The following is a 24,540-nucleotide window of genomic DNA, read 5'->3' as shown; positions in this document are numbered from 1 at the left end:
CTCAAACTCAGTCTTCAATAGACCATCCAGTATAACTCGTCAACTTATAGCGATCCCCTCTGTAAACAGATGTACCCCAACCCATAGGCTTCTTTTCTGCATTATATACGGTTTGCTCAACAACAAAAACCGGCGTATTTAAGGGTATCCCTAAAATTTTTGCCTCGTCCGCTTTCACAATTGAAGCATGCAGAATTTTTTTGCTAATCGTTGGTAAATATTCGCTGTGAATAGCTGCTAGATTGGATAAGGATGGGTCTTTAAGTTCCGTCTCTAAGATTGGTTTTTGTTTAGAAAAAACTACATATTTATTTTCATAAACCAAAGGTTCTTCATTGGCTGCGAGAATCATTCTAAAAAACAGGCAGCTGGTGCCTACCTCAACCCTTAATTTGTTTCCTAAATGTTTATCTGCCTTTACGATCTTTACACTCAGCAGCTTTGTACTGGGCTTCATTCCTCTTCCGATGATCTCCTTGTGAAAATCCCCTAGTTCAAAAACAACATTATCTAATTTTGGTTTTGACACAAATGTCCCTTTTCCCTTCTGCGTATAGACCAGACCTGCTGATACAAGCTCCGCAATAGCTCTTCGCACCGTCATTCGACTGATCCCGTATTTTTCAGCAATATCATACTCTGGCAGCAGGGCTTCTCCCGGTCTTAGCTTGCCTTCATAAATCTGTTTTTCAAAAATTTTAGCAAGCTGATAATATACTGGAATTACTGAGTCTTTTTCAATTTTATCACTTTGATTCGTAATGTTTATTTTCATATGATCAACCTGTATATACATCCATACATATTTTTATTTTTATTGTATAATATTTCAGTATTTTCTGTCAATAACGTTTTCCTGTTTTAAAATTATCTTCAAAATAAATATTCTTTCTAGCTGCACATTGTACAATTTCTATGTGAATGCTTCATTCATCCTTCTATTCAAGGAAACATTAAATGCGAAAGGCACGCTCAGCGGCTAATCTAAGCGTGCCTCTCCGCCAAACTTTTTGTACTTCCAAAACCGTTTGATTTATAAATCCATTCGGTTTAAAATATCCCGCAAATTTCTAATTTCTTCTTTTGATAATGTAATACCCTTTCCCATCTTTTCATCATTTGGAGCCCATTCCCGTATATCAAATTTAGGCTCACGGTCATTCCAGCTGATACTCCTCACTTCTTTCCGCCAGCCCTTCGACGATTCAGATAAGACTCCAAAGGTTTCCCTTATATCGTATTTTATTTCTGCCATTTTATCACCCCACTGAATTTAAGCATTTCTTACAAATCTCCTTTTAGTCCAATGTTCTCTGCAACCTTTTGCATTCCTTTAATCGTTTCTTCAATGATCGTGTTCAACTCCAGCCCTAACATACTTGCCCCCTCTTCAATAACCTCCCGGTTTACCCCTGCGGCAAAGCCCTTCTGTTTCCATTTCTTTTTGACAGATTTTATCTCTGTATCTAATATACTTCTACTGGGTCGCATCAATGCAGTAGCTGCAATCAACCCGGTTAACTCGTCGATCGTATATAGTACTTTTTCCATTCTTTCTATCGGTTCAACATCTGAGCAGATTTTCCATCCATGGCTTACAATTGCCCGGATATAATCTTTGGGCCAGTTTCTCTCTGTGAGAATCTCCTCTACCCGCTTGCAGTGTTCTTCTGGATACATTTCGTAGTCCAGATCGTGAACCAGGCCTATAATCGCCCATTTTTCTTTATCCTCTTCAAAAAGTTCTGCAAAGTGTACCATTACAGCTTCCACTGCTAAGGCATGCCTTATTAATGCTTCATTTTTGTTATACTCTTTTAAAATTGTAAAAGCCTCTTCTCTCGTTGGTGTCATCTCTTTTATAACAATCCTTTCTTTTGTAATATTCGCAGCTAAATCTACCGTATTCTGACTGCCCTTTGCTTCATACTTTCTTCCACAAGCATCCTGAATATCAAAAGAAATTTTGGATACTTTGCTGTCAGCGCCTCCGGATGCCACTGCAATCCCATTATAAAGCGCTGATCATCGGATTCAAGGGCTTCGATAATACCATCGTCAGAAAATGCAGCTGCCTTTAATCCCTTTCCTATTTTCTTAACAGATTGATGATGGAATGAATTTACATAGATCTTTTCCTCTTGAAATACTGCATAAAGCCGGCTGTCCTTTCCTATCTCTACGGTATGCTGAAGTTGATCCATTGCCGTTCTCAAAGGATAATGCCCCAGTGTCCCCGGTACCTGTTTTTCAATATCCTGATATAGTGTTCCCCCGGAAGCAACATTCATAATTTGAACCCCCCGGCAAATTCCCAAAATAGGAATATTTTTTTGACAGGCATGATTGAACAATGCAATTTCATGCTCATCCCTTTCCCATGATACATTAGCCGTTTGTTTGATAGGTTCTTCTCCATAAATTAACGGTGCCACATCTCCGCCTCCGGAAAGAACCAAACCATCAATCACTTCCATATACTGAAGTACAGCCTGCTTATCCTTTACAATCGGTATCAGTATAGGTATTCCCCCTGCCAGCATGACCGAACTGATATAATTCTCGTTTATGCCGCAAAATACTTTATCTTCATCAACACTACAAAAGGCAGTAATTCCTATTACCGGTTTCATAAATCTCCCCCTCAATTAAACTATAATCTTTCGCATACTGCTCTACCGAAAATAAAGGGGACAGACACAAAGCCTGCCCGACAAAAGTCAGTAAATACCATTGAAAAGCAAATATCTGTATAAACCGGGCCTTTTATTCCTGATCTTCCGCCCTGAGTATTTTAGGTGCTCTTGGGGCCCTTAACCGATGGGCAGAATGAAGATCTGAACCTAGCAGTGGTCTTAGATAGGATTTGAATGCAGTTGTGACATTCGTGCCTTCCTTACTGATAAATTCATCTGGCATCAACTTTGTTTTCGCTGCTACCTGGCCTAGTGGTGTAATCCTATAATCTACGGAATAATCTCCAGTTCTATGTATGGTTATAGACCCATCAATATTATGCCAAATGGCAAACTGTGCTGCTTTTTCTCCCACCTCTCTGGCCTCGTGCTGGTCAACATCAGAAACACAGCCAAAGAATGAGCGCTGCAGATAGCCAAATGTATCAGATCTTACTCTCTTGATGTTTAATTTTTCTTTTACCAGATTTGCCAATAAATCTCCAAGAGCTCCCGTGCCGGATAAGATTGCGTTGCCATGGGCATCCTTTTCAACATTCTTTGTTAGACCAAGGGCAATCGGTTCACCTTTTTCATTAACAATTCCCTCCGATACAGCAATCAGGCATCTTCCATATTTTTCATAGATTCGCTTCACATCGCTTAGATATTGCTCTACGTTAAAAGGCCTTTCCGGAAGATAGATTAAATGAGGGCCGTCATCTGGATATTTTTGCGCAATAGAAGATGCTGCCGTTAAGAATCCTGCATTTCTTCCCATAATAACGCCTATATGAACACCCGGGAGTGCCCGGTTATCAAGGTTTAGTCCTATAAACGCCTGTGCTACGAACTTTGCAGCAGAACCGTAACCGGGAGTATGATCATTTACCATTAAGTCATTGTCGATCGTCTTAGGAATATGAATCGCCCGGAATTCATAATCTGACTGCTCTGCTTGTTCATTAACGATCCGAACCGTATCTGCAGAATCATTGCCTCCTATATAGAAAAAGTATCTCACATCATGGGCCTTTAATACATTAAAAATCTCCTTGCAATACTTTACATCCGGTTTATCTCTTGTAGAAAATAAGGCTGAAGATGGTGTTACTGCGACCTGTTCTAGGTTATGGGTCGTTTCCTGCGTTAAGTCCAGGAAATCTTCGTTGACAATTCCTGCTACCCCATTAATCGCACCATAAACTTTTGATACCTGCTCAAACTTTCTTGATTCCAGCACTACTCCAACCAATGATTGATTAATAACTGCAGTCGGTCCTCCCCCTTGTGCTACAACAACCTTTCCATCTAACTTCATGCTTAAACCTCCTTTATGTAATGATTATATTAAGCTTTTGTGAAGTAAAATGTTTTCCAGCTTATGCCTTTTTTCCTAAATTCTATTATACACCAATTTATCACGTTTCAATAGTTTGATTTTTTAGAAATTTAAACCTCAAAAGAGCCATAAAGTCTTCAGACCTCATGGCTCTTTATATGTATAATTTTCAGTAGAACGTTTACTGATAATTAGAAGTTGTAATTGTCTATATTGTCCTTGGTAAATACTACGCGTTCTGGCAAAAGTACAATCCCTGAATTTTCTGCCGTATACGAATACCCTTGAATCGTATTCGGTTCTACTTTAAGCGACCCTATTCCAGGCACTTCAATAGCATCACCAACTTTGAACGTATTACCGGCTGCTAACCAGTACGCGACATAAGCGCCTATAGCCCCTTGGATCTTACAATCCCATAAACCAAACTTAGGAACAGTTCCATCTTTTACAAAATCTCTCATCGAGCTTGGTGTTGCAAATCCGGTAATAATAACCTTGCCATCCTTTTTTAAATTTTTTGCAGCCTGTGCCATCGCCGGAAGTGCCGTTGAGTCTGGACAGAGGATAGCATCTATGTCTGCATAGGTTTGAAGAATTGATTGTCCAACCTGCAAAGATTTTTGGGCATCTTGCTCACCATATTGTGTTGTGACAAGCTCCCATCCGGGATATGTTTCTGCTATATATTTTTTAGCATATTCAACCCAAGAGTTTTGGTCTGTAACCGTAGGACTTGAATAGAAAAATGCAAATTTTGCTTTCTGTTTTTGTTCATCTGTCATTTGAGACGCAGCCATATCTACCAGCATTGTTCCAAGAAGATCTGGAGTACCCTGATTAACATAAATAGAACGATATTGGGGATCGACGTCTGAATCCCACGTAACAACCTTCACCCCTTTGTCAATAGCATTTTTAAGGGCCTGGTTTAAACCGTCAGGCGATAGTGATGAAATTGCTATTGCATTTGCTCCTTGATTCACTGCGCTGTTGATAATCTGCACCTGATTGGCAACAGCAGCATCAGGAGATCCATCATATTTACAGTTAAATCCAACCTTCTTTGCAATATCCTGAGCCCCTACATTTGCTGATTCAAAGAACATATTTCCAGTAAGCTTGGGAATAAATACAACGTTAATGTCTTTAGGCTCTATAGTCTTCGGTGCAGCTGTTTCATCGCTGGCAGACGTTGGCTCTGCAGGAGCTTTTGGAGAACACGCAGTGAAAGCAGAGACAATCATAGTGATCACCAGCAAAATCGACAACAATCTGAATCTTTTCATTGAAACTTCCCCCTTTTAATATATATTTCTTTCTATATTATCCTTAGATAATATGAAATATATTTTTATTATTTAGACAGTCGCAGTCTTACGCTCCCCTTTAAATTAAATAATGATCTAACAGAAATACTGCGCATAGCCACAGCAAGAATCAGCAATAACCCGATTGCTACACTGATATATTGACTGGATACATTGGCCATCTGCAGTCCAAACCTTAGTATCCCTACAATTACACTTGCAAGGGCAGTCCCAATCACACCGCCTTTTCCCCCTGTAATTGCCGTCCCTCCTAGCACAACAGCCGTAACAATAGGTAACGTCATTTCAGCGCCTAGATCTGGTCTTGATCCTCCTAAATATGAAGTTAATACAATTCCTGCAATTGCAGCACTTACACCTGAAAGCATATATGTACTCATCGTCACCATTTTTGTGTTTATCCCCGAATATCGCGCTGTATTTTTGTTTATGCCTACAAGAAAGACATATCTGCCATATTTTGTCTTATGCAGTAAGATATATGAGACAATAACCAACGCAATGAAGATAATGAAAGGATTCGGTATATTAAAAAGACTCCCGTTAGAAACATTTATAAATTCCTGAGGCATTCCGCTAATGCCTTCAAAAGCGCTGGCTCCCGATATACCCATAACCACTAAGGACAGTCCCGAATATAGAAACATACCGCCCAAGGTCACTACCATAGCCTGAACACCTGTATAAGCTATCAAGAAACCATTCAGTGCACCACATAGGGCCCCCGATAATATTGCAATAGGAATCGTAAGCCAAATATTAACCCCTGCCAGCTTCCAAGCTACACCTATAACAATAGAAACAAGGCCTATTATTGAACCAACAGATATATCAATGCCCCCAGTTATCACAACAAATGTTACAAATAATGAAATGATACAAATACACACAAAATCATTAATACTATAAAGCAGGACATTTAGTTTAAGAAATCGAGGATTTATTAGTCCAAATACTACAATTTCCAAAATGAGAATAAATATTAACATGGTCTCCCATTTAAAAATTTTGTTTAGCTGATGTATATATGAGTTTCCTTTTAATATTTTGTTTACTCTATCCATTAATCTCCCTCCTATCTGTATTCAGAGGTTCGCCTATCTTCATTGATTTAGAGGATAGTCTTTCTTTTCTCGCCTTCTCTGATAGGTATGTATGGATCATCGCGTCTGCTACAACAATTGTAATCAATAGAATCCCAGATATCGTATTATTCCAATATGCAGGTACTTTCAAAAATACCAGAGCAGTATTTATTGAGTTCATGATGACAGCACCTAATGCAGCGCCCACAACGGAACCTATCCCTCCATTTAGACTAACTCCGCCCAGTACGCATGCTGCAATCGCCGTCATTTCCGTGCCACTTCCTGCAACATTAGCAACAAATCCTACTTGACTAACATATACTAGGCCAGCAATCGCGGAACAAATACCCGATATAACAAAGGCAGCAATTCTGATGCCACTAACAGGAATTCCAATTAGTACAGCGCCGTCAATATTATCGCCTATGGCAGCAAAGTATTTTCCTTTCTTTCCCTTTGAAAGATACAACTGTATCAGGACAACCGTTATCAAAGTAAATAATACAAATATATTTATTTTCTCAAAGAGCTCGGCCTGTGAAGCATTTTTAAAATAATCCGGAAGGTTTTCTACCCATCTGCCCCCTGTATATACAAACATTAGGCCTCTTAGAATTCCCATAGTACCTAAAGTCATAACAATTGCCGGTATTTTCAATTTAGTAATACCAATACCATTAATCAGTCCAGCAATAGCTCCAATCATCAAAGTAACGATAATAATCTGAAACAGACTCTTATTACTACGCAGCATAGTGGCCGCTACAGCTGCACACATTCCTAAAATAGCACCGACAGATACATCTATGTCTTTTGTAAAAATAACAAAAGTCATACCTATTGCTAAAAATACATACATAACACTCCCCTTTAAAGTGAGGATAATGTTTTCCATATTAAGAAACACCGGATTTACAGCTCCTACTAATATGAATAAAATAAAAAGGAAGCCTACAACTGTAATTTCTCTTGCCTTAAGGAGTTTACCGAGCAACACTTTCACTTTCACACCCCTCCTTACTACATACGCCAAATGATGCCGCCATCAATCTATCCAACGTAATCTCATCCCGTTCATATCTATGACTAATTGTACCTCGATACATTATCTCAGCGCGGTCGCAAAGTTCAACAATTTCTTCCAGATCAGAGGATATAAGTAAAATTGCGTGCCCCTGTTCTTTTAATTGATAGATAATCTTGTAGACATCTGCACGGGCACCGGCATCAATCCCTCTGGTCGGTTCATCCAGAATAATAACCTTTGGTTGTGTTGCAAGAGCCTTACCGATTACTACTTTTTGTTGATTCCCTCCTGAAAGTAATTTCAAGGATTGGCTTTGATCCGCCACTTTGATTCGGAACTCTTTTATGTATTTCTCTGTTATTTCCATCTCCTGCTTAATATTTATGAAGATGCTTACAAGCCATTTCAGTACAGAAGATGTTAAGTTTGACATAACATTAGTCATCGAAAAAATTCCATTCAGATGCCTGTCCTCTGGCACATAGTTTAGTCCTTTCCTGATAATTGTGCTCGTCTTAAGCCCCGTAATATCCTCCCCATTCAGATACACCTTTCCATCAATGATTTCACCTATACCGAAAACGGCTTCTGCCAATTCTGTACGTCCTGCTCCAACAACCCCTGCTATGCCCAATATCTCGTTTGGATATACCGATAAGCTCACATCTCTAAAACCATAACCGGTTAGGTCTTCTACTGCCAGGATCGGCGTTAAACTAGAATAGTCTACCTTTGATGCGTCAGCTTTCTTTAATCTACACGCCTCATTCTCAACATTTGGGGGCAGCAGACCTTGTATTAACATTTCCTTTGTAAATTCAGATACATCCCCCGATAAAGCAATAGTCCCATCGCGAAGAATTACAATACGCGTAGCAATCTCAAAAACCTCTGTTAGCCGGTGGGTGATATAAAACATTCCTATGCCTTGACTTTTAAGATCTAAAATAACCTTAAAAAGTGATTCAATTTCGCTAAAACTAAGGGCAGAAGTCGGTTCATCCAATATAAGTATCTTTGCTTCTCTTAAAAGTCCTCTTAAAATTTCAATGAGCTGTTGCTCTGCAATTGATAAGGTCTCCGCAGTTCTATCTAGTGCTATATTCCAACTAAGTTTTCTCATTAGAGTCATTAACTTTTGCTTCAATTCTGCCCTATTTTCATTAAAACCAATAAGAATATTCTCTTCTACTGTCATATTTGGAAAAAGCATTGGCTCCTGCGGTACTAAATAAATTCCTTTTTGCAAAGCTACAGAGGGGGATGAAAAAACTGTTTTTTCTCCATTAATATAGATCTCTCCAGAATCAGGAGTATAAATCCCCATTAATATTTTCATCAATGTACTTTTACCTGCACCATTTCCACCAATCAATGCTATGATCTCTCCATGATATAACTCAAGGGAGATACCCCTCAGAACCAAATTGTTGGAAAAGGATTTCACGATGCCCGATAAACAGACGAGGGACTTATCTTCACTTAATGGATCATTCATAATTTCTACCTCCTAATTGCAACATGAGAATCTCTTTATTTTCACGAAATGATTTAAGTTTTTAAATATTCTGTTATCTCGATAATAAAATAAAACATTTGTTTTGTCAATAATATTTTGTGCTTGTATCTATTCTATAATTGCTCTTATCAAACATTAAATATATCGTAGGTTTTATTCTGGACAAATTAATTTTCTCCTCAGTGCCATCCATAAAAATCAAGCATTTCCGCAAGTGTCCGTATTTGAAATTGTTTTAATATTAATTATATTGACACAAATATCAATACTTGGTATACTCTAAAATAAATAAACATTTTTTTAATCTCAAAACAAATGTTTAATATCTTATGTGAGTGTGGTGATACTTTTGGATTATGAAGAAAATTTGATTTTTAAAGTAGCTTGGTTTTATTATATGGAGAATATGACACAGCAACAGATATCGGAGCAACTGTGCCTCTCTAGAATGAAGGTTATCAAATATTTGGAAAAAGCTAGGAATCTTGGAATTGTACAGTTTAAAATTAAATCAGATGGTGAGAAACGTATCCATATTGAACGTACATTAATGAAAACATTTGGTCTAAAAGATGCTTATGTAATTCCAACAATTGATTCTAATATTAACGAATCCATTGCAAAGGCTGCTGCCCAATATATAGAAGGACATCTTATTCCAAATTCTTATATTAACGTTGGCTATGGCGATACAGTGTCTCGTACGATCAACAATCTAATTTTCTCTTTAGATATACCTGTATCTCTTGTCACCCTTTCCGGTGGTGTCTCTTGCTATACTTCATCAATCGCAGGCGCAGGAAAAAGCGACCCCACAAGACCTACGCCTCAAATCTATTTTGTACCCTCACCGCTTATTGTCTCAAGTGTAGAAATGGCAGAGGCAATCTGGGAAGAGAAATCAGTTAAAGAAATAATGAATATGGCAGAGCTCGCATATATGACCGTAATAAGCATCGGAGCTGTTGACGAAAATGCAACGATATTTAGAGACAACAAGATTAGTCACAACGAGCTTATACTTTTGAAAATGAATGGTGCTGTGGGCGATATCCTAAGCCAGTTCTATGATAAGGATGGAAATAAAATTGATTTTGAACTCCACAAACGCTTAGTGAGTACACAACTCGACACCCTCAAAGACATGAAAAACGTAATCGGTGTTGCAGGTGGCCCCAGTAAAGTACATGCAATTCTCGGAGCTCTTAAAGGGGGGTACCTTGATGTATTAATTACCGATGAATCTACTGCTGAGAGTCTAGTAAATCTTGTTAATAAGTAAAACAAGATAAAAATAGATTGGAGGTTGAATTATGTCAAAATACTTGATGGCTATTGACGCTGGTACAGGAAGTGTTAGGGCAGTTATTTTTGATCTTAATGGAAACCAACTCGGTGTAGCGCAACATGAATGGGAGCACAAAGGATATCCTGAATATCCAGGCTCAATGGATTTTGATGTAAAATATAACTGGCAGCTTACAGTAGACTGTATTAGAACAGTCCTTTCCAGTACGGGCATATCCAGCTCGGATATCGCTGCAATTTCTACAACCAGTATGCGTGAGGGAATTGTCTTATATGATGAAAACGGTGAAGAGATATGGGCCTGTGCCAATGTTGATTCCCGAGCTGGAGCCGAAGTGGAAGAATTAATTGCAAAGGATCTATCATTAGAGAGAGCGCTTTACAAAATATCTGGGCAAACCTTTGCACTAGGTGCACTTCCTCGTATCCTATGGGTAAAAAAATATATGCCCGAGATTTATAACAAAGTAAAAACAATTACAATGCTGAATGACTGGCTTATTTATAAATTATCAGGGGTGCTATCTGTAGAGCCTTCTAATGGTTGTACGACAGGAATGTTTAATTTGGAAAAAAGAAATTGGCAGCCAGAGATTTCTAAAAAATGTGGCCTTAAGGATGATATATTCCCCTCTATATTCGAGAGCGGCAGTGTCGTCGGCAACGTATCCGAGTCATGTAGTCTTATCACAGGTTTAAGCACAAGTACACTTGTAGTTGCTGGCGGCGGCGATGCTCAGCTAGGAACCATCGGCGTAGGCGCTGTGTTGGAAAATCAGATTGCCGTATTGGGAGGCAGCTTCTGGCAATTGGAATGCAACACGATTATTCCTAAAACAGACAATCATTGCCGTATTAGGATAAATTGTCACGCTGTACCAGGTCTATTTCAATATGAAGCAATTGCCTTTTTTCCAGGATTAGTAATGCGCTGGTATCGAGATGGGTTTTGTCAGCTTGAAAAACAAATAGCACAACAAATAAATGAAGATCCCTACATGCTAATGGATAAAGAAGCTGAGCAAATACCTGCTGGCAGCTATGGTATGATGTGTGCTTTTTCCGATGTGATGAATTATATTTCTTGGAAACATGCATCCCCTACCTTTACAAACTTTGCACTTGATGCAGAAAAATTTAACCGCTATACATTCTATAGATCTTTACTTGAAAATGCTGCTCTTGTGACAAAAGGACACTTAGAAATGGTAATAGAACTGACAGGAAATAGGCCTACTGAGATAATTTTCGCAAATGGAGCGTCCAAGAGCAAATTATGGTGTCAGATAATGGCGGATGTGTTAGGTGTTAATGTAAAGGTTCCAAAAGTCAAGGAAGCTACTGCATTAGGCGCTGCAATATGTGCAGGCGTCGGTGCTGGAATATACGAGAGTATTGAATCTGCGTCCTCTGCACTTGTCCTGTGGGACCACCAATATACGCCCAACCCTGAAAATCAGAAAACATACGATAAACTTTTTAAATCATGGAAGCAAATGTATAGTGCTCAGTTAAAGATTTCCGACAACGGCATTACCGAATATATGTGGAAGGCTCCCGGACTTTAAAATATTGATTCAAGGAGGTAATCAAATGTTTCATCTGCATGAAAGTGAGCTTGAATATCGTTTCGGCGACAGCGGACCCAAATATCTTCTCAAAGGTCCAAGAGCAAATATGGGTGTAGTAGTATTAAAGCCAGGTCAAGACTTTAATAATCATTATCACAACGTCATGGAAGAAAATTTTTTCATACTCGAAGGAGAAATTGAATTTACTATTAACGGAAAAAAAATTTTATGCAAGAAAGGGGATTTCGTACATGTGGAACCCCAGGAAACACACTATCTTAAGAATCTTTCAGATACTATAGCAAAGGCTGTATTTTGCCTTGCCCCTTATCAGGAAAGTGATAAGGTCGAAGTTTCCCTTGTTTAGCAAAGAGATGTTATGTATTGGTTAGGAGGAGGATAATTATGGCAGATGTAGTAGGTAACAAAAATGCAAAAGATTATTATATTGGTGTACCACAACCTAAATCCAGTTTTCATGTTAAAGGAATGGATCACGTTGATTGGGGAATGAAGGATAGACTATCTAGAATATTCAATCCTAAAAGCGGCAACACATTAATGCTGGCATTTGATCATGGCTACATAATGGGTTCAACCTTCGGGCTTGAAAGGTTAGATCTTGTTATTCCCGAATTAGCAGAAGATATTGATGTCTTTATGGCCACAAGAGGAGGATTACGTAGTTGTGTCCCCCCCACATTTAATAAAGCTATAGCACTAAGATGTTCAGCTGGCAGCACAGTAGCTTCTGAGGATGTAATTAAAGAAGTTATCGGAGTTGACATTGAAGATGCGATCAGAATGAATGCCTCCTGTATGGCAGTTCAAACCTTCATCGGTACTGAAGAGGAGAAAAGTTCCCTCCAAAATCTTGTTAAAACGATTGATGCAGGTAATCGCTATGGAATACCTACTCTTGGTGTGGTAGCAGTTGGAAAAAACATGGTTCGTGACACACGTTTCTTCTTGTTAGCAACAAGAGTTCTAGCAGAACTTGGTGCGCAAATTATTAAAACCTACTACTGCGACGAGTTCGAAAAAGTAACAGCTGCATGTCCTGTTCCGATCGTTATCGCTGGGGGGAAAAAGCTTCCCGAAGAATCTGCTCTTGAAATGGCGTATAAAGCAATACAAGAAGGCGCGAGTGGTGTTGATATGGGCAGAAATATCTTCCAAGCAGAAAATCCTAAGGCGATGACAAAAGCCGTCGCAAAAATCGTTCACGAAAAATATACAGGAAAAACAGCTTATGAATTCTACATGGATACTAAGTAAAAATAAGAAACATCCATCTATAAACAAGCGTCAAGTGAAGATCTTCACTTGACGCTTGTTATCATACTGCTTTTTCCATTTTCATTTAATCGATTCCCTTTTCCAGAAATTCCTGCAGTTCTTTTACAGCGAATTCCTCATCCTCACCACTGGCACTGATTGTCAGTTGGTCACCTTTGTAAATCCCTAGGCTTAATAAAGATATAATACTTTTAGGATTACAGGTTTTGCTGTGGTCTCCATTTTTAATTACCTTAATATCCGATTTATATTTTGCAGCAGCTTTAGAAAATAGACTTGCAGGCCTTGCATGCAAGCCATTTTCATTTTTAACTATCATCGATACTTCTACCATGATTGAATCCTCCCCGCTATTCAATAGATCTATTTTCTAGTAAATATGTTTCAGCCTCTGCCGACCATAGACCATTATGCGCAGCAACAATTCGACCCAGTTCTGCGAAAAAAGGATCTTCTTTTCCTTTCTTTTCAAAATCTTCGATAGCTGTCAGTTCCATTTCTATGTTACAGTATATCAGCTTCTTGCCACCAGGAATCTGAGGAAGATTCAATGTGGTATCTATCACGCTGTCGATTCCCCCTACATGGGTAACCATTACCGCTGGATTAATCAATCCCTTCGCTGACATTTCCAAGGATTCTCTCATATCGTCGTCGTTTCCGCCAGTAGATCCCATAATGTGGGTAGGTGCATAATGCACATTGTAAAAGTTGACTTCTGCCTTAAATCCTGTATCTGTCGGTCCTGCAAAGAAATTGAGGCATCCGTCCTTTCCCAAAATCACGTCAGCATCCTCAATCAGGGAACGGACAGGCGCATAGACGAAAACGTCATCAAATCCGGTCCCTCCTGTAAATTGATTTAAGAACGCTGCGGGCTGATCCATATCCTTTGTATTTACATAGTGAAGCTCTACACCATTTTTTGAGCCTTCCTCTACAGGAAATAACTTTTCTGCCCGCTTTAATCTCTCCGCATCAATATCTGTAACGACTAAAAGCCTTGGTTTTCGTTCACAATGCAGGGCATAATCGATGGCTCCAAGGCCCATAGGTCCGCAACCTGCTAATAGTGCCATTTTGCCGCCTTTTACAATACCCATGTGGTGTACATATTTTCCGGTTTCCGTATGGTAGTTGGCGTGAAATCCTCCAATGATACAGGACATCGGTTCCGCTAAGGACGCCTCATAGAAAGCCTTTCCTTCATAATCCAGCAAAAAACCTAACTCCATTACTTCCTGGGGAATGATAATATAGGTAGCATTTCCGCCGAAATAAGGATAAGAATAACCTGGGGCGTAGGGACTGCCTTTGTAGTTTAATGCCGGCTGTAATGCAAATTTTTGCCCCGGCTTAAACTGATCTTGCCACTTCTTTCCTACCTTTACAATAACACCTGCAAACTCATGGCCGGTAATCGTAGGATTTTCTGCAACGTCATCGGGTACGCGTTTATGCTTATTTCCTAAGATTACCGCCTTATAGGTCGACATACAAATACTATCCGATACTACGCGGGCTAATATTTCATCCTCCTGAATCTCCGGCAGCTCAAATTCTTCCAATCTTAAGTCATTTGCTCCGTATAATCGTACTGCTCTTGTCTTCATATATTCACCCTCCATAGATTAGCAACGTATAGATTTTATTTTTACTTGCTTCATTAAATTTTTGATTTGCTCCAAGGTTCCCATTTCAGTTCCTTCATTCCCAATGGTTGCCGTGGCCGCAGCAATTGCCAGTTCAATGCCCTCTTCCAGATCCATTTTTTTACTGATTGCATAAGCCAAAGCACCAACCACCGAATCTCCTGCACCTACTGTACTTTTTACATCTGTCTTGATCGCCTCTGCAACCAATGTTTTATCCTGGGTAACAAATACACTTCCCTGCTCACCCATAGAAACGGCGATGATTTTTATTCCATACTCAAGCAGGGACTGTGCCGCTTCAACAATTTCCTTCATTGTTTCAATTTTTCTATCAAATAACATTTCCAATTCATAAATATTAGGCTTGATCATATAAGGTCCTGCTTGAACGCCTTTCCGAAGCACTTCACCATCTGCATCCAGAATTGTTTTTACACCTATCCGATTGGCCTTTATGATCCACTTTGCATAGATGCTTTTTGGAACATTTTGGGGAATACTCCCTGAAAAAACGATCAGATCCTCTTCCTTTACACGAGAAAATATTAAATTTTCAAGCTTTATGAGCACATTTTCCGCTAAAGCTGCGCCAGGTTCGTTGATATCTGTGTAGATTTTATTTTTTGTATCTACTACCTTAATATTGGTTCTTGTATTTCCTTCCACTTCAATAAACCCATGCTGGATTTCCATTTGTTCTAACTGGGTTCTAATACGGGCCCCTGTCTGCCCTCCTAGGAATCCGGTCGCCAGTGTTTCTCCCTTGAGATTGCGAATCATTTTAGAAACATTAATCCCTTTTCCGCCTGCATCTTCCCTAACTTGACACACACGGTTCACGCTTCCTACTTTCAAAATATCTAATAAAATGGTTTTATCCAATGCAGGATTGAGTGTAACAGTAATGATCATAAGCGCGCTCCTTTGTTTTCAGACTATACTATTTTTTTGTAAACAGTTTATACACATATTCTAAATCTGTCGTAGTTTTTAGTCCCTCTGCAATCTCATCATCCTCCATGACAGAAGCTAAGTTAGATAAAATAGCTAGATGTTCATTGCCTACTCCTGCAATTCCTACAACAAGATGTGCCATACCTTCTCCGAAATCTATTCCTTCCGGGAATTGCAATATGGTAATCCCCGTTTTGCGAATCTGCATTTTCCCGCTTGCTACGCCATGGGGTATGGCAATACCATTGCCAATATAGGTACTTAAATCATTTTCCCTTTGAACCATTGCATCAATATAATCTTCCGTCACATATCCGCTCTCTGCCAGCAGCTGACCGGCCATCTTAATGGCTTCTATCTTTCCAACGCTTTTTTCACCCAGTCGGATGTTCTTTTTTTGTAATACAGGAAGTTCGTCTATTCGCAATGACTCTCTTGGTTTTTCAGGTTTTACCGCTTTAAGCTTTTCAAGGTGTTCTACCAATTGATCATAGACCGGGGTTTCAATAAAGTCTTTTATCAAAATATGCTCTGCCTGAGGTGCTGCCAGCTTTGCCCTCGTAGATAAATTTTCATGGGTAATGACAACCTGTGCATCTGTCGGAATATTTTCAATTGCTTCATTAACCACTTCCACATGAATACCTTGCTTTTTAAGTTTATTCCGTAAAGTACTTGCCCCCATGGCACTTGAACCCATTCCGGCATCGCAGGCAAACACAATTTTTTTAATCTCCCCGTCCAAATTAATATTTAGCTCTGTGTCTATTTTTTGCCCTTTCAGTCTTTTTACTTGTTCTTTGGCCGTTTCTAATTTCTCTTCATCCTCTAAAAATTTTCTTCTTTTGATGATAGGCGCTGAAACGATAAATGTAACAGCTGCAGATATCAATACCCCTGCCAATACCGGCAATACACTTCCTTTAGGCGTCATTGCAAGCAGTGCAAAAATACTGCCTGGTGAGGGTGTTGCCACTAATCCAGCCCCTAAGAGAACAAAAGTAAATACGCCAGCGCAGCCGCCCGCAATCACTGCAAAGATCAATAACGGATTCATCAGCACATAGGGAAAATAGATCTCATGGATTCCACCCAGAAAGTGAATGATCATTGCTCCCGGTGCCGATTGTTTAACCATGCTTTTTGAAAAAACATAATATGCGAGCAGTAATCCCAAGCCAGGCCCTGGATTTGTTTCTAACAAAAAGAATATGGATTTTCCGCTTTCGCTGACCTGTTGTATTCCCATGGGTCCTAATACGCCATGATTCAACGCATTATTTAAAAACAATATCTTAGCAGGCTCAATTACCAAAGATGCAATAGGCAGCAAACCGGCAAGAGCAGCTTTCTCCACCAATCCTTTTATTATTAAATTTAAGGTTATTACAACGGGACCAACCCCAATATAGGCAGCAATAGCTAAACCTGCACCAACAATTCCCGCAGTGAAATTGTTAACCAACATCTCAAAGCCTGCCGGTATCTTTTCCGCAAACATCCGATCTACCTTCTGAATCACAAATCCACCCAGCGGCCCCATGATCATAGCCCCTAGAAACATCGGGACGCCTGCACCAACGATAATCCCCATCGTTGCCACCGCTCCCAAAAGGCCCCCCCGGATTCCTGCGACCATTTTTCCTCCCGTAAACCCAATCAAAACAGGGAGCAAATAAATAATCATCGGTTCAACTAGCTTTGACAGATTCTCATTGGGTATCCATCCAGTGGGTATAAACAATGCGGTAATCAAACCCCAGGCAATAAATGCTCCAATGTTTGGCATTACCATCCCACTTAAAAATCTGCCGAATCGTTGTATATTCATATGCATATTTGATGCAGGCTTTTCCTTAGAACTTATCTGCATTACCACGCAAAGCACCTCCTCATATTCTTTCATTTACATCATCTTCTGCTGATAAAATCGCCCTAGGATTAAACTAAGATCATTATATATTTCCTCTCTTTCACCCTCAATAATGGAGGAGGAAAAATGATCATTTTCAACCAAGCCCTTTGTAATTTCACTTAATACTTCTAAACCAATTTTTTCTGCATCGTAAGGTGCCAGCATCACAGTACCTGCCTGAATTCTTTCGGTTTCCCCGTTCATTCCCCTTGTATAAATAGGTTTCTGAAGTCGAAATACAGTAAAATGAAGCTCTTTTACCGTAGAAGTTCTACAATGTAGAAGCATAATTTCTTTTTGCTTTAATAAGGTGCTCCCTAATTGTTCACGATTTTTCAAATCTGTATAGAGTCTGGTTCTTTCCTCCGTATTATCAACAAATTCTATACAGATCTCTTGAATTAAAGAATCTACATCTTTTACATCCAGTTCTTCCAATAATCTAAAATGTTCTAATATCTGTAAAATTCTTTGATTGCATATACTTAACATCTCAAATTTTTCCTTTAACAGAATTCCACTTTGCTTTGAGATTTTGTTTTCTTTCTGTTTATAATGAAAATTACTAATGAATTTTTCCAATTTTTTTTGATCCTCATGGTTTAGAAGCGGATTTACAATGATAAAAGGAATTTTACAATCAGGAATATAAGATGTGGAAACGATAAAATCGATTCCTGCTTCAGTGAGATTTTCCTCATGAATATTGATAATCGAAATCAAATCTACAATATCCAAATTACTAAATTCTTTCTCTATTCTACTTGATAGCAGCCTGGATGCACCGATGCCGCTTGTACAAGCCACTGCCACACGGTATTTAATTTGACGCTCCTTTTTTTTCTGTTCAATCACTGCACCTAAATGCATCGCAATATACGCTATCTCAGATTCTGGTACCTTAATCTTTTCTTGCTCTTCTAGAACGGTCACACATCTTTTAGCCGTTTCAAAAATTTTGGGGTAAAACTTCCTAATTTCCTCTAACAGGGGGTTTCGTATATCCAGGTTTAATTTCATGCGATTGAGTGCCGGCCCTAGGTGCTGTACAAGGCCGATCAGCAGTTTATCATTTTCCGCTAGATAGCATCCTGTTTCCAGCTCTGCAACATGCACCATCTTTTTAGCCAACCGTACCAGCTTAAAATCCTCCGTAATAGACTTCTCGTTGTTGTAAAACAAATTTCTTCCCTTTGAACCTTTTAAATGCATGGTTATATAGCCAATCTCAGCCAATGGAATCTCTACATTAAGAGCACTTTCAATCGCTTGGGCCAGTTCTTCTGCAATTGAAAATTCCTTTGTACTCCGCAGCTGTTGCAGAATCTGCTCATCCATTGTGATTCTTTCATTATTCCGAATACGCTGTAGTGCGATGGCCAAATGGATAATTAGGGCTGAGTAAGCATCATCCGCAAGCTGATATCCTAGCTGCTTCTCAATTTTTCGTGTTAAAATCTCTAGATTGTCTATAACGGCAGGATTTAAAAAATGATAGATTGGATTCTGCGGGATATTTTTAGAAGAATATCTCTCGCTGGAATCTTTTACGGTTCTCTTACGCATTGAATTCAATACTTGTGTTTGCCCTGCATTTTCATAAAATATATCCGTTACGGCACGACGTTTATTTTTTTCACTGCCCTCGATGAGGATGCCTAATCCCGGCTTTCTGATCAAATCCAGTTGATACTTTCGCAACCGTTCTTCAATTTTATCCAAATCATGGGTTAATGTTCCTTCTGTCACATGAAACATCCGCGTAAAATAATAGAGTTTTGTTATTTCTTTATTTAACAGCAGCTCGCTAAGCATAACGTTTTGTCTTTCTTCTGGTGTAAAACTTTTTTCTACTTTTTCATTTTGAAGCAGCGCTAAAATATCCTCTCTCGCTTTATTTCCTCCGCTGAGCCGAATGCCCGTCCCTTTCTTCGTTTCTAATGCATGACCATTGGCTGATAACCATTTTTCAACGAAAGTCAGCTCCCGTAGAATCGTACGGGAACTGACTTCCAACTGATTTCCAATGGTTTCAATGGTTGTATAGTCATTTTGCCGACACAATATCTGTATGATTTGTTTTGTACGGGAACTGATATTCATTAGAATCAGCTGCCTTTCAAAATAATTTTTTGAAAATTATTTCAGCTGCCGAATAAGGTCATCATATTGCTTGCCCTCAACAAAATTCTGTATAGACATATGCTCTGCATGGGGTGCTTTCTCTTTTGCTCTAGAAGTTAGGCTTTCATGTGTAATCACAAATTGTGCATCCTCTGGTATGTCGTCAATTGCTTTATTTACTACCTGGATGTCTAATCCTGCTTTCTTTAGCTTACTTCTTAAAGTAGTAGCACCCATAGCACTAGAACCCATTCCAGCATCACAAGCAAAAATAATTTTTTGAATCTTCGTATTTTGTATTTTGTTTATTTCTGCATTTACTTCTTTCTTCCCTTTTAACGTCTTAGTTTTTTCTTTGGCCGCCGCAAATTCAACCCCACTTGTTTCGTCAGCAGTTCTTTTAATAAAGAAAGCACCCACCAAGAAACTCACCGCAGCAGATACTGCAACACCTAGAATTACAGCAATAAATCCCCCCCTTGGCGTCATAGCTAATAATGCAAAAATACTTCCCGGTGAAGGTGTAGCGACTAAACCCCCGCCTAGCAGGCTAAATGTGAATACGCCACTGGCACCACCGGCAATGACGGCTAAGAGAAGAACCGGGTTCATCAACACATATGGAAAATAGATTTCATGAATACCACCCAGGAAATGTATGATGACAGCACCCGGCGCTGATTGCTTGACCGTCCCTTTTGAGAAGACCCAATAAGCTAACAGGATGCCTAATCCTGGTCCCGGATTTGTTTCAAGTAAGAAGAATATTGATTTTCCCATCTCATTTGCCTGCTGGATTCCCAGAGGTCCTAGAACACCATGATTCATCGCATTGTTTAGGAATAATATCTTTCCCGGTTCAATAAACAAAGAAGTCAGCGGCAGCATACCTGCATTTACAATCCCTTCTACGCCAGTCTTTAAGATATTGTTCAATCCTAATACGATGGGACCAATGCCTAAATAAGCTACTATTGTGATGATCGCACCAATAATCCCTGCCGAGAAATTATTCACCAGCATTTCAAATCCTGCCGGCACTTTTCCTTCTGCCCATTGATCAAACTTCTTTATACAGTAACCGCCTAAGGGGCCCATAATCATAGCGCCAATAAACATAGGAATATCTACACCTACAACAACACCCATGGTCGCTACTGCACCTAACATACCCCCTCTTGTTCCTGCAACAATTTTCCCGCCGGTATAACCGATTAACAATGGCAATAAGTACAAGATCATAGGTCCAACTAATTTAGATAAATTTTCATTGGGTGTCCAACCCGTCGGTATAAATAGCGCAGTAATCAATCCCCATGCAATAAAAGCTCCGATATTCGGCATTACCATTCCGCTTAAAAAGCGTCCAAATTTTTGAATAGATCCTTTCATGTCCTTTTCTGAATAAGCTGTGGCTGTTGACATAATATCCCTCCCTCAGTTTCATTCATTTTTGATCATGACATGTCATTTATAAAAATACTTAAGTATTGATTTCATTATATGTAGATATTTCAAGGCCTACAATAAAAAGATATGTAGTTGTGTCACTATAGAAAAGTGACAATATTATGGAGTCCTATTTTATCCCGGCTCCATCCTCCTACCTGAAAAATATTTACATGAATATTTCGTCTCTTGCATACTTCAATTTATTGCACATCAAAAAACAGGTATCTTAGTAAGATACCTGCCAAAATATATCTATGTGATTGAGAACCCTACTTTATACCCGGAACGACGAGGGCTTCGATCCTTACGACATTGTAATTTCGTATTTTCATAGAAATGCATTATCTCTTATTGCTCCAGATAAGTCACTACACTCTCCAGAGTTTTTAAGATTTGATTAGATGCATCTATATCATATTCAAAAACGCTCTTTCCAAGGGCTCCTGCTTCTGTAATCTTCACCCTCCGTTGAATGGGATCTGTAATGGTAATCCCTTGGTTGTCCTTGAAATATTCGCGGATACGCTCTAGATTTCGTTTTGCATTAACCAGTCTGCCATCAAACATGTTGGGAACGACAAACTTAACCTTAGAACTAGGTAAATCAAGAAGATCTAGATATTCATATACATTTTCTACTGCATCTACACTGGCCATTTCCGTTTGGATCGGTAAAATAATATGGTCTACATAGGAAAGAATTGCGTCATTGACACTGGTTTGAGATGGCCCGCAGTCTATGAGTATACAATCATATTCCATTTTCTCTAAATCAACAAGGAGTCTTCCGAACACTAAGTCAAATCGCTTGGTATCTTTGATAAAGCTATCAATAATCTTTAGTCCCCGGTTTGTAAGGATATCAAGATTTTCCCTTATGTTTTTTACAATACAGTTTTCCACCTTAATTTCATTTGCAACGACCCGTCCTTTCCGTCTCGCATCTTCTTGCTCAAAAATATCGTTAATGGCTTTCGTTGTATCCTGCAAACCTAAAAACTTTGAAGTATCTCTCTGAGAATCTAAGTCTATAATCAATGTCTTGTAGCCTAATTTGATTGCCAATCCCGCACCTAAATTGGATGTCAGTGTGCTTTTCCCTACACCGCCTTTATTATTGTAAATACCAAGTCGCTTCATGTCTTCATTCCTCCTTTATCCTCGTTTCTTATATCCTGAATAATTTCGCATCCCTATGTGAAAATTCCCTATAACTGTTTGAAAAAACTGCTTTTCAAATTTTTATTCACCATGAAAACATACTATTATCATTCGCCTTAAATATCGATTTTCCTTTTAATTGAACGAAAAATCGCACAAATTGTCGAATAACTTCCTATGGTTTCTACAACAAAAAAAGTTAGAGCGCATCCTTTTTAGAATACTTCTCTAACTTTTATGTTCTGTATTAAAATAATATGAATAACTTATTCATATTTGGTGTACTTTTTATAAAAAAGCAACCTACATGCAGCTGTCTCCACAGCTGTCTCCGCATCCTCCAGCGCCTGTAGAAATCGTGAAGCCCTTTCCACGGGCGTTATTTACGAAATCTATGCTAACCTGTGGCAGTCCTTCTAATACATCCCTGGCAATAATCGTACTGAAGCTTCCAAAATCTTCTACATAGTCTTCTTCTTTTGGCTCATCCAGAGCCATACCAAAAGATGGGCCTGCTCATCCATAGCCTGTAATAAACAATCTTAACCCCTTATTGGTCATATCATATTGCTTTAGTTCTTGTTCTAATTCCATTTTTGCTGCTTCTGAAATCAATATTTTCATTTTATTCCTCCTTTTTTATTTATGTTATGTAATAAGTAATAAAAAAACACCCTATATCAGGATGTTATACCCTTGCTTATACACCCAGAATTTATAAAGATAGTTTATCAAAGAAAAGAAAACGAGTCAAAGGAATCATCCCTTTGACTCAACCAATATATTGCCTTCAATAATTTCTTTTTGCTTTTTTTTACTTAGAGAACCTAATACCAATTCATAGGACATATCGATCATCTGCTGTAAAACCGCATCAGGCACATCTCCATCCAGATACGCTGAATTCCAGTGTTCTTTATTCATGTAATATCCGGCGGTAATATGGGCATACTGCTCCCTTAAATACTGACCAAAGGATGGTTCACATTTTAGGGTAATGATTGCATTTTTTTCTTTGTCTCCCCCCAGCATAGCAAACATTTTTCCGCCAATCAGGTATCTTGTCGCATCCCATTCTACCTTAAAATCCTTCTCTGCCGCTTTTTTTGAGAGACAGTATTCGTCAATCCATCCGTATTTCATAGAAATTCCCCCTTATCTAGATTATCAGCGAACGATTTTTCCGATCTTTTTTATAGAATTACTTGTTTCAAGCAAATTTTGCTCTCTTATAGGACTAGATACATCTCCTGTTGTGAAATGCTGTCTTTGATAAATCCTGTGTGTTTTACAAAGCCCTGCAGATTACTATTGTTTGGAAAACTGATGTGCAACTTTTCAGGCTTTAATTCTTTTACGCCATAACCGATAAGGTTCCTTCCAATTCCCTGATGCCGAAATCTAGGGTCTACCCATATAAAATGAATCTTGCCGCTAGGGAGCATGCTTATAGCACCAATTAGCACCGATTCTTTAAATATCCCATGATTGACTTTGTTTTCAAGTTTTTCTATATAATCAAAATCATTCTGCCAATTGATATGAATATCCTGCAATCTGTTTTGCAGCGCTTTAACCTCATCCATACGAATCAGCTCAATTTCATATCCTAACTGTCCCTTTTTATCTATAGCTAGTGGCGCTTCATGATAATAATAAGATAATTCATAAATTTTGTCATAGCCTAAACCTTTATAAAATCCTATTGCGCGGTCATTACCTATGATTACTTCTAAAAACAATTGTTTGCATCTATTTGCTATTCCAGTCTTCTTATGTCGTTCAAAAAGATTCTGACTGACCCCCTGCCCTCTATACCCGGGATGGATACACAGCGTTCCGCAACGCAAGGTTTTAACCCCCTCGTATTCTTTTATTCCTCCTAAAATCAGCCCGATAGGCTGCTGTCCGTCCAATGCGATATAGGAATACTTCAAATGGTTTCCCTCTGGCCCGAAGAAACGCTTCACGAAGGCTTCCTTAGGCATAGCTATATCGATAATATAGTCAGAAAACCCCTGCTGAAAAGCTTCATAAATTGCATCTATGTGTACCTCCGTACACTGCTTATAAGTAATCATTCCGCACCCCTTAAAATTTTTCTTTTTTGTGAGCCTAT

General features: G+C 38.9%; 23 protein-coding genes. 4 read left to right on the top strand and 19 right to left on the bottom strand.

Annotated elements, in window-relative coordinates:
* Nucleotides 1–7: 7 nt before the first annotated feature.
* The 9 genes from Gferi_RS19790 to Gferi_RS19750 all read right to left on the bottom strand — a co-directional run bounded on the left by Gferi_RS19790 (nucleotide 8) and on the right by Gferi_RS19750 (nucleotide 8,961).
* Nucleotides 8–775: a GntR family transcriptional regulator gene (locus Gferi_RS19790; RefSeq protein ID WP_069979564.1), complete on the bottom strand. Its 768-nt coding sequence runs from the start codon at nucleotides 773–775 to the stop codon at nucleotides 8–10.
* A 258-nt stretch (nucleotides 776–1,033) separates the two neighbouring features.
* Nucleotides 1,034–1,255: a YdbC family protein gene (locus Gferi_RS19785; protein WP_069979558.1), complete on the bottom strand. Its 222-nt coding sequence runs from the start codon at nucleotides 1,253–1,255 to the stop codon at nucleotides 1,034–1,036.
* Nucleotides 1,256–1,284: 29 nt separating this feature from the next.
* Nucleotides 1,285–1,854, bottom strand: coding sequence for an HD domain-containing protein (locus tag Gferi_RS19780; protein WP_156782441.1), 570 nt, complete (start codon nucleotides 1,852–1,854; stop codon nucleotides 1,285–1,287).
* 44 nt (nucleotides 1,855–1,898) lie between these two features.
* Nucleotides 1,899–2,633 (bottom strand): gamma-glutamyl-gamma-aminobutyrate hydrolase family protein, encoded by a 735-nt coding sequence (locus Gferi_RS19775; RefSeq protein ID WP_069979557.1) that lies wholly within the window; start codon nucleotides 2,631–2,633, stop codon nucleotides 1,899–1,901.
* A 133-nt stretch (nucleotides 2,634–2,766) separates the two neighbouring features.
* On the bottom strand, nucleotides 2,767–3,996 hold the full coding sequence (locus Gferi_RS19770; RefSeq protein ID WP_069979556.1) for a 6-phosphofructokinase: 1,230 nt from the start codon (nucleotides 3,994–3,996) through the stop codon (nucleotides 2,767–2,769).
* 212 nt (nucleotides 3,997–4,208) lie between these two features.
* The gene (gene lsrB / locus Gferi_RS19765) at nucleotides 4,209–5,306 is read right to left on the bottom strand and encodes an autoinducer 2 ABC transporter substrate-binding protein LsrB (RefSeq protein WP_069979555.1); all 1,098 of its coding nucleotides are present in this window, start codon (nucleotides 5,304–5,306) and stop codon (nucleotides 4,209–4,211) included.
* Nucleotides 5,307–5,374: 68 nt separating this feature from the next.
* The gene (locus Gferi_RS19760) at nucleotides 5,375–6,412 is read right to left on the bottom strand and encodes an ABC transporter permease (protein ID WP_069979554.1); all 1,038 of its coding nucleotides are present in this window, start codon (nucleotides 6,410–6,412) and stop codon (nucleotides 5,375–5,377) included.
* On the bottom strand, nucleotides 6,405–7,439 hold the full coding sequence (locus Gferi_RS19755) for an ABC transporter permease subunit (RefSeq protein WP_236932628.1): 1,035 nt from the start codon (nucleotides 7,437–7,439) through the stop codon (nucleotides 6,405–6,407). Before Gferi_RS19755 ends, Gferi_RS19760 begins: the two co-directional genes overlap by 8 nt.
* On the bottom strand, nucleotides 7,420–8,961 hold the full coding sequence (locus Gferi_RS19750; RefSeq protein WP_069979552.1) for a sugar ABC transporter ATP-binding protein: 1,542 nt from the start codon (nucleotides 8,959–8,961) through the stop codon (nucleotides 7,420–7,422). Before Gferi_RS19750 ends, Gferi_RS19755 begins: the two co-directional genes overlap by 20 nt.
* A 370-nt stretch (nucleotides 8,962–9,331) precedes the next feature.
* On the opposite strand from Gferi_RS19750, the gene Gferi_RS19745 reads away from it, so the two are divergent.
* The 4 genes from Gferi_RS19745 to lsrF are packed head-to-tail and all read left to right on the top strand — an operon-like array spanning nucleotide 9,332 to nucleotide 13,139.
* Complete coding sequence (locus Gferi_RS19745) at nucleotides 9,332–10,264, top strand: sugar-binding transcriptional regulator (RefSeq protein ID WP_083273656.1); 933 nt, start codon at nucleotides 9,332–9,334, stop codon at nucleotides 10,262–10,264.
* Between the two features lie 31 nt (nucleotides 10,265–10,295).
* A complete protein-coding gene (lsrK, locus tag Gferi_RS19740) occupies nucleotides 10,296–11,858 on the top strand; it encodes an autoinducer-2 kinase (protein WP_069979544.1) in 1,563 nt (520 codons plus the stop codon).
* A gap of 25 nt (nucleotides 11,859–11,883) precedes the next feature.
* Entirely contained in the window at nucleotides 11,884–12,228 is a 345-nt protein-coding gene (locus tag Gferi_RS19735) for a cupin domain-containing protein (RefSeq protein ID WP_069979542.1), read from the top strand.
* A 38-nt stretch (nucleotides 12,229–12,266) separates the two neighbouring features.
* Nucleotides 12,267–13,139: a 3-hydroxy-5-phosphonooxypentane-2,4-dione thiolase gene (lsrF, locus tag Gferi_RS19730; protein ID WP_069979540.1), complete on the top strand. Its 873-nt coding sequence runs from the start codon at nucleotides 12,267–12,269 to the stop codon at nucleotides 13,137–13,139.
* Nucleotides 13,140–13,224: 85 nt separating this feature from the next.
* Here lsrF and Gferi_RS19725 read toward each other — a convergent pair whose 3' ends face one another.
* The 10 genes from Gferi_RS19725 to Gferi_RS19680 form a co-directional block, all read right to left on the bottom strand.
* Complete coding sequence (locus tag Gferi_RS19725; protein WP_069979538.1) at nucleotides 13,225–13,494, bottom strand: HPr family phosphocarrier protein; 270 nt, start codon at nucleotides 13,492–13,494, stop codon at nucleotides 13,225–13,227.
* A gap of 16 nt (nucleotides 13,495–13,510) precedes the next feature.
* Nucleotides 13,511–14,773: a zinc-binding dehydrogenase gene (locus Gferi_RS19720; protein ID WP_069979536.1), complete on the bottom strand. Its 1,263-nt coding sequence runs from the start codon at nucleotides 14,771–14,773 to the stop codon at nucleotides 13,511–13,513.
* 18 nt (nucleotides 14,774–14,791) lie between these two features.
* Nucleotides 14,792–15,727 carry a 1-phosphofructokinase gene (gene pfkB / locus Gferi_RS19715; protein ID WP_069979535.1) on the bottom strand — a complete coding sequence of 312 codons (936 nt, stop codon included), beginning with the start codon at nucleotides 15,725–15,727 and terminating at the stop codon, nucleotides 14,792–14,794.
* A gap of 28 nt (nucleotides 15,728–15,755) precedes the next feature.
* The gene (locus tag Gferi_RS19710) at nucleotides 15,756–17,642 is read right to left on the bottom strand and encodes a PTS mannitol transporter subunit IICBA (RefSeq protein ID WP_169833053.1); all 1,887 of its coding nucleotides are present in this window, start codon (nucleotides 17,640–17,642) and stop codon (nucleotides 15,756–15,758) included.
* A gap of 33 nt (nucleotides 17,643–17,675) precedes the next feature.
* Nucleotides 17,676–19,787 carry a BglG family transcription antiterminator gene (locus Gferi_RS19705; protein ID WP_069979534.1) on the bottom strand — a complete coding sequence of 704 codons (2,112 nt, stop codon included), beginning with the start codon at nucleotides 19,785–19,787 and terminating at the stop codon, nucleotides 17,676–17,678.
* 36 nt (nucleotides 19,788–19,823) lie between these two features.
* Nucleotides 19,824–21,233, bottom strand: a complete 1,410-nt coding sequence (locus Gferi_RS19700; RefSeq protein ID WP_069979532.1) for a PTS mannitol transporter subunit IICB — start codon at nucleotides 21,231–21,233, stop codon at nucleotides 19,824–19,826.
* Nucleotides 21,234–21,608: 375 nt separating this feature from the next.
* The gene (locus tag Gferi_RS19695; protein WP_069979530.1) at nucleotides 21,609–22,400 is read right to left on the bottom strand and encodes a ParA family protein; all 792 of its coding nucleotides are present in this window, start codon (nucleotides 22,398–22,400) and stop codon (nucleotides 21,609–21,611) included.
* A gap of 324 nt (nucleotides 22,401–22,724) precedes the next feature.
* Nucleotides 22,725–22,919: a hypothetical protein gene (locus Gferi_RS19690; RefSeq protein WP_069979528.1), complete on the bottom strand. Its 195-nt coding sequence runs from the start codon at nucleotides 22,917–22,919 to the stop codon at nucleotides 22,725–22,727.
* Between the two features lie 261 nt (nucleotides 22,920–23,180).
* Nucleotides 23,181–23,564 carry an MmcQ/YjbR family DNA-binding protein gene (locus tag Gferi_RS19685; protein ID WP_069979525.1) on the bottom strand — a complete coding sequence of 128 codons (384 nt, stop codon included), beginning with the start codon at nucleotides 23,562–23,564 and terminating at the stop codon, nucleotides 23,181–23,183.
* 86 nt (nucleotides 23,565–23,650) lie between these two features.
* Nucleotides 23,651–24,502, bottom strand: coding sequence for a GNAT family N-acetyltransferase (locus Gferi_RS19680; RefSeq protein WP_069979523.1), 852 nt, complete (start codon nucleotides 24,500–24,502; stop codon nucleotides 23,651–23,653).
* Between the last annotated feature and the right edge of the window lie 38 nt (nucleotides 24,503–24,540).

It is taken from the genome of Geosporobacter ferrireducens, from assembly GCF_001750685.1.
In the GTDB taxonomy this organism is placed as follows: domain Bacteria; phylum Bacillota; class Clostridia; order Peptostreptococcales; family Thermotaleaceae; genus Geosporobacter; species Geosporobacter ferrireducens.
This window is presented reverse-complemented; position numbering and strand designations above follow the sequence as displayed.

Bases quoted from the DNA above. Each gene is read 5' to 3' on its own strand.
- Gferi_RS19735 (WP_069979542.1), top strand. From the start codon at position 11,884: ATGTTTCATCTGCATGAAAGTGAGCTTGAATATCGTTTCGGCGACAGC.
- Gferi_RS19690 (WP_069979528.1), bottom strand. From the start codon at position 22,919: ATGGCTCTGGATGAGCCAAAAGAAGAAGACTATGTAGAAGATTTTGGA.
- Gferi_RS19770 (WP_069979556.1), bottom strand. From the start codon at position 3,996: ATGAAGTTAGATGGAAAGGTTGTTGTAGCACAAGGGGGAGGACCGACT.
- Gferi_RS19750 (WP_069979552.1), bottom strand. From the start codon at position 8,961: ATGAATGATCCATTAAGTGAAGATAAGTCCCTCGTCTGTTTATCGGGC.
- Gferi_RS19700 (WP_069979532.1), bottom strand. From the start codon at position 21,233: ATGTCAACAGCCACAGCTTATTCAGAAAAGGACATGAAAGGATCTATT.
- pfkB (WP_069979535.1), bottom strand. From the start codon at position 15,727: ATGATCATTACTGTTACACTCAATCCTGCATTGGATAAAACCATTTTA.
- Gferi_RS19785 (WP_069979558.1), bottom strand. From the start codon at position 1,255: ATGGCAGAAATAAAATACGATATAAGGGAAACCTTTGGAGTCTTATCT.
- lsrF (WP_069979540.1), top strand. From the start codon at position 12,267: ATGGCAGATGTAGTAGGTAACAAAAATGCAAAAGATTATTATATTGGT.
- Gferi_RS19695 (WP_069979530.1), bottom strand. From the start codon at position 22,400: ATGAAGCGACTTGGTATTTACAATAATAAAGGCGGTGTAGGGAAAAGC.
- Gferi_RS19725 (WP_069979538.1), bottom strand. From the start codon at position 13,494: ATGGTAGAAGTATCGATGATAGTTAAAAATGAAAATGGCTTGCATGCA.
- Gferi_RS19680 (WP_069979523.1), bottom strand. From the start codon at position 24,502: ATGATTACTTATAAGCAGTGTACGGAGGTACACATAGATGCAATTTAT.
- lsrK (WP_069979544.1), top strand. From the start codon at position 10,296: ATGTCAAAATACTTGATGGCTATTGACGCTGGTACAGGAAGTGTTAGG.
- Gferi_RS19780 (WP_156782441.1), bottom strand. From the start codon at position 1,854: ATGACACCAACGAGAGAAGAGGCTTTTACAATTTTAAAAGAGTATAAC.
- Gferi_RS19705 (WP_069979534.1), bottom strand. From the start codon at position 19,787: ATGAATATCAGTTCCCGTACAAAACAAATCATACAGATATTGTGTCGG.
- Gferi_RS19710 (WP_169833053.1), bottom strand. From the start codon at position 17,642: ATGCAGATAAGTTCTAAGGAAAAGCCTGCATCAAATATGCATATGAAT.
- Gferi_RS19790 (WP_069979564.1), bottom strand. From the start codon at position 775: ATGAAAATAAACATTACGAATCAAAGTGATAAAATTGAAAAAGACTCA.
- Gferi_RS19720 (WP_069979536.1), bottom strand. From the start codon at position 14,773: ATGAAGACAAGAGCAGTACGATTATACGGAGCAAATGACTTAAGATTG.
- lsrB (WP_069979555.1), bottom strand. From the start codon at position 5,306: ATGAAAAGATTCAGATTGTTGTCGATTTTGCTGGTGATCACTATGATT.
- Gferi_RS19760 (WP_069979554.1), bottom strand. From the start codon at position 6,412: ATGGATAGAGTAAACAAAATATTAAAAGGAAACTCATATATACATCAG.
- Gferi_RS19775 (WP_069979557.1), bottom strand. From the start codon at position 2,633: ATGAAACCGGTAATAGGAATTACTGCCTTTTGTAGTGTTGATGAAGAT.
- Gferi_RS19685 (WP_069979525.1), bottom strand. From the start codon at position 23,564: ATGAAATACGGATGGATTGACGAATACTGTCTCTCAAAAAAAGCGGCA.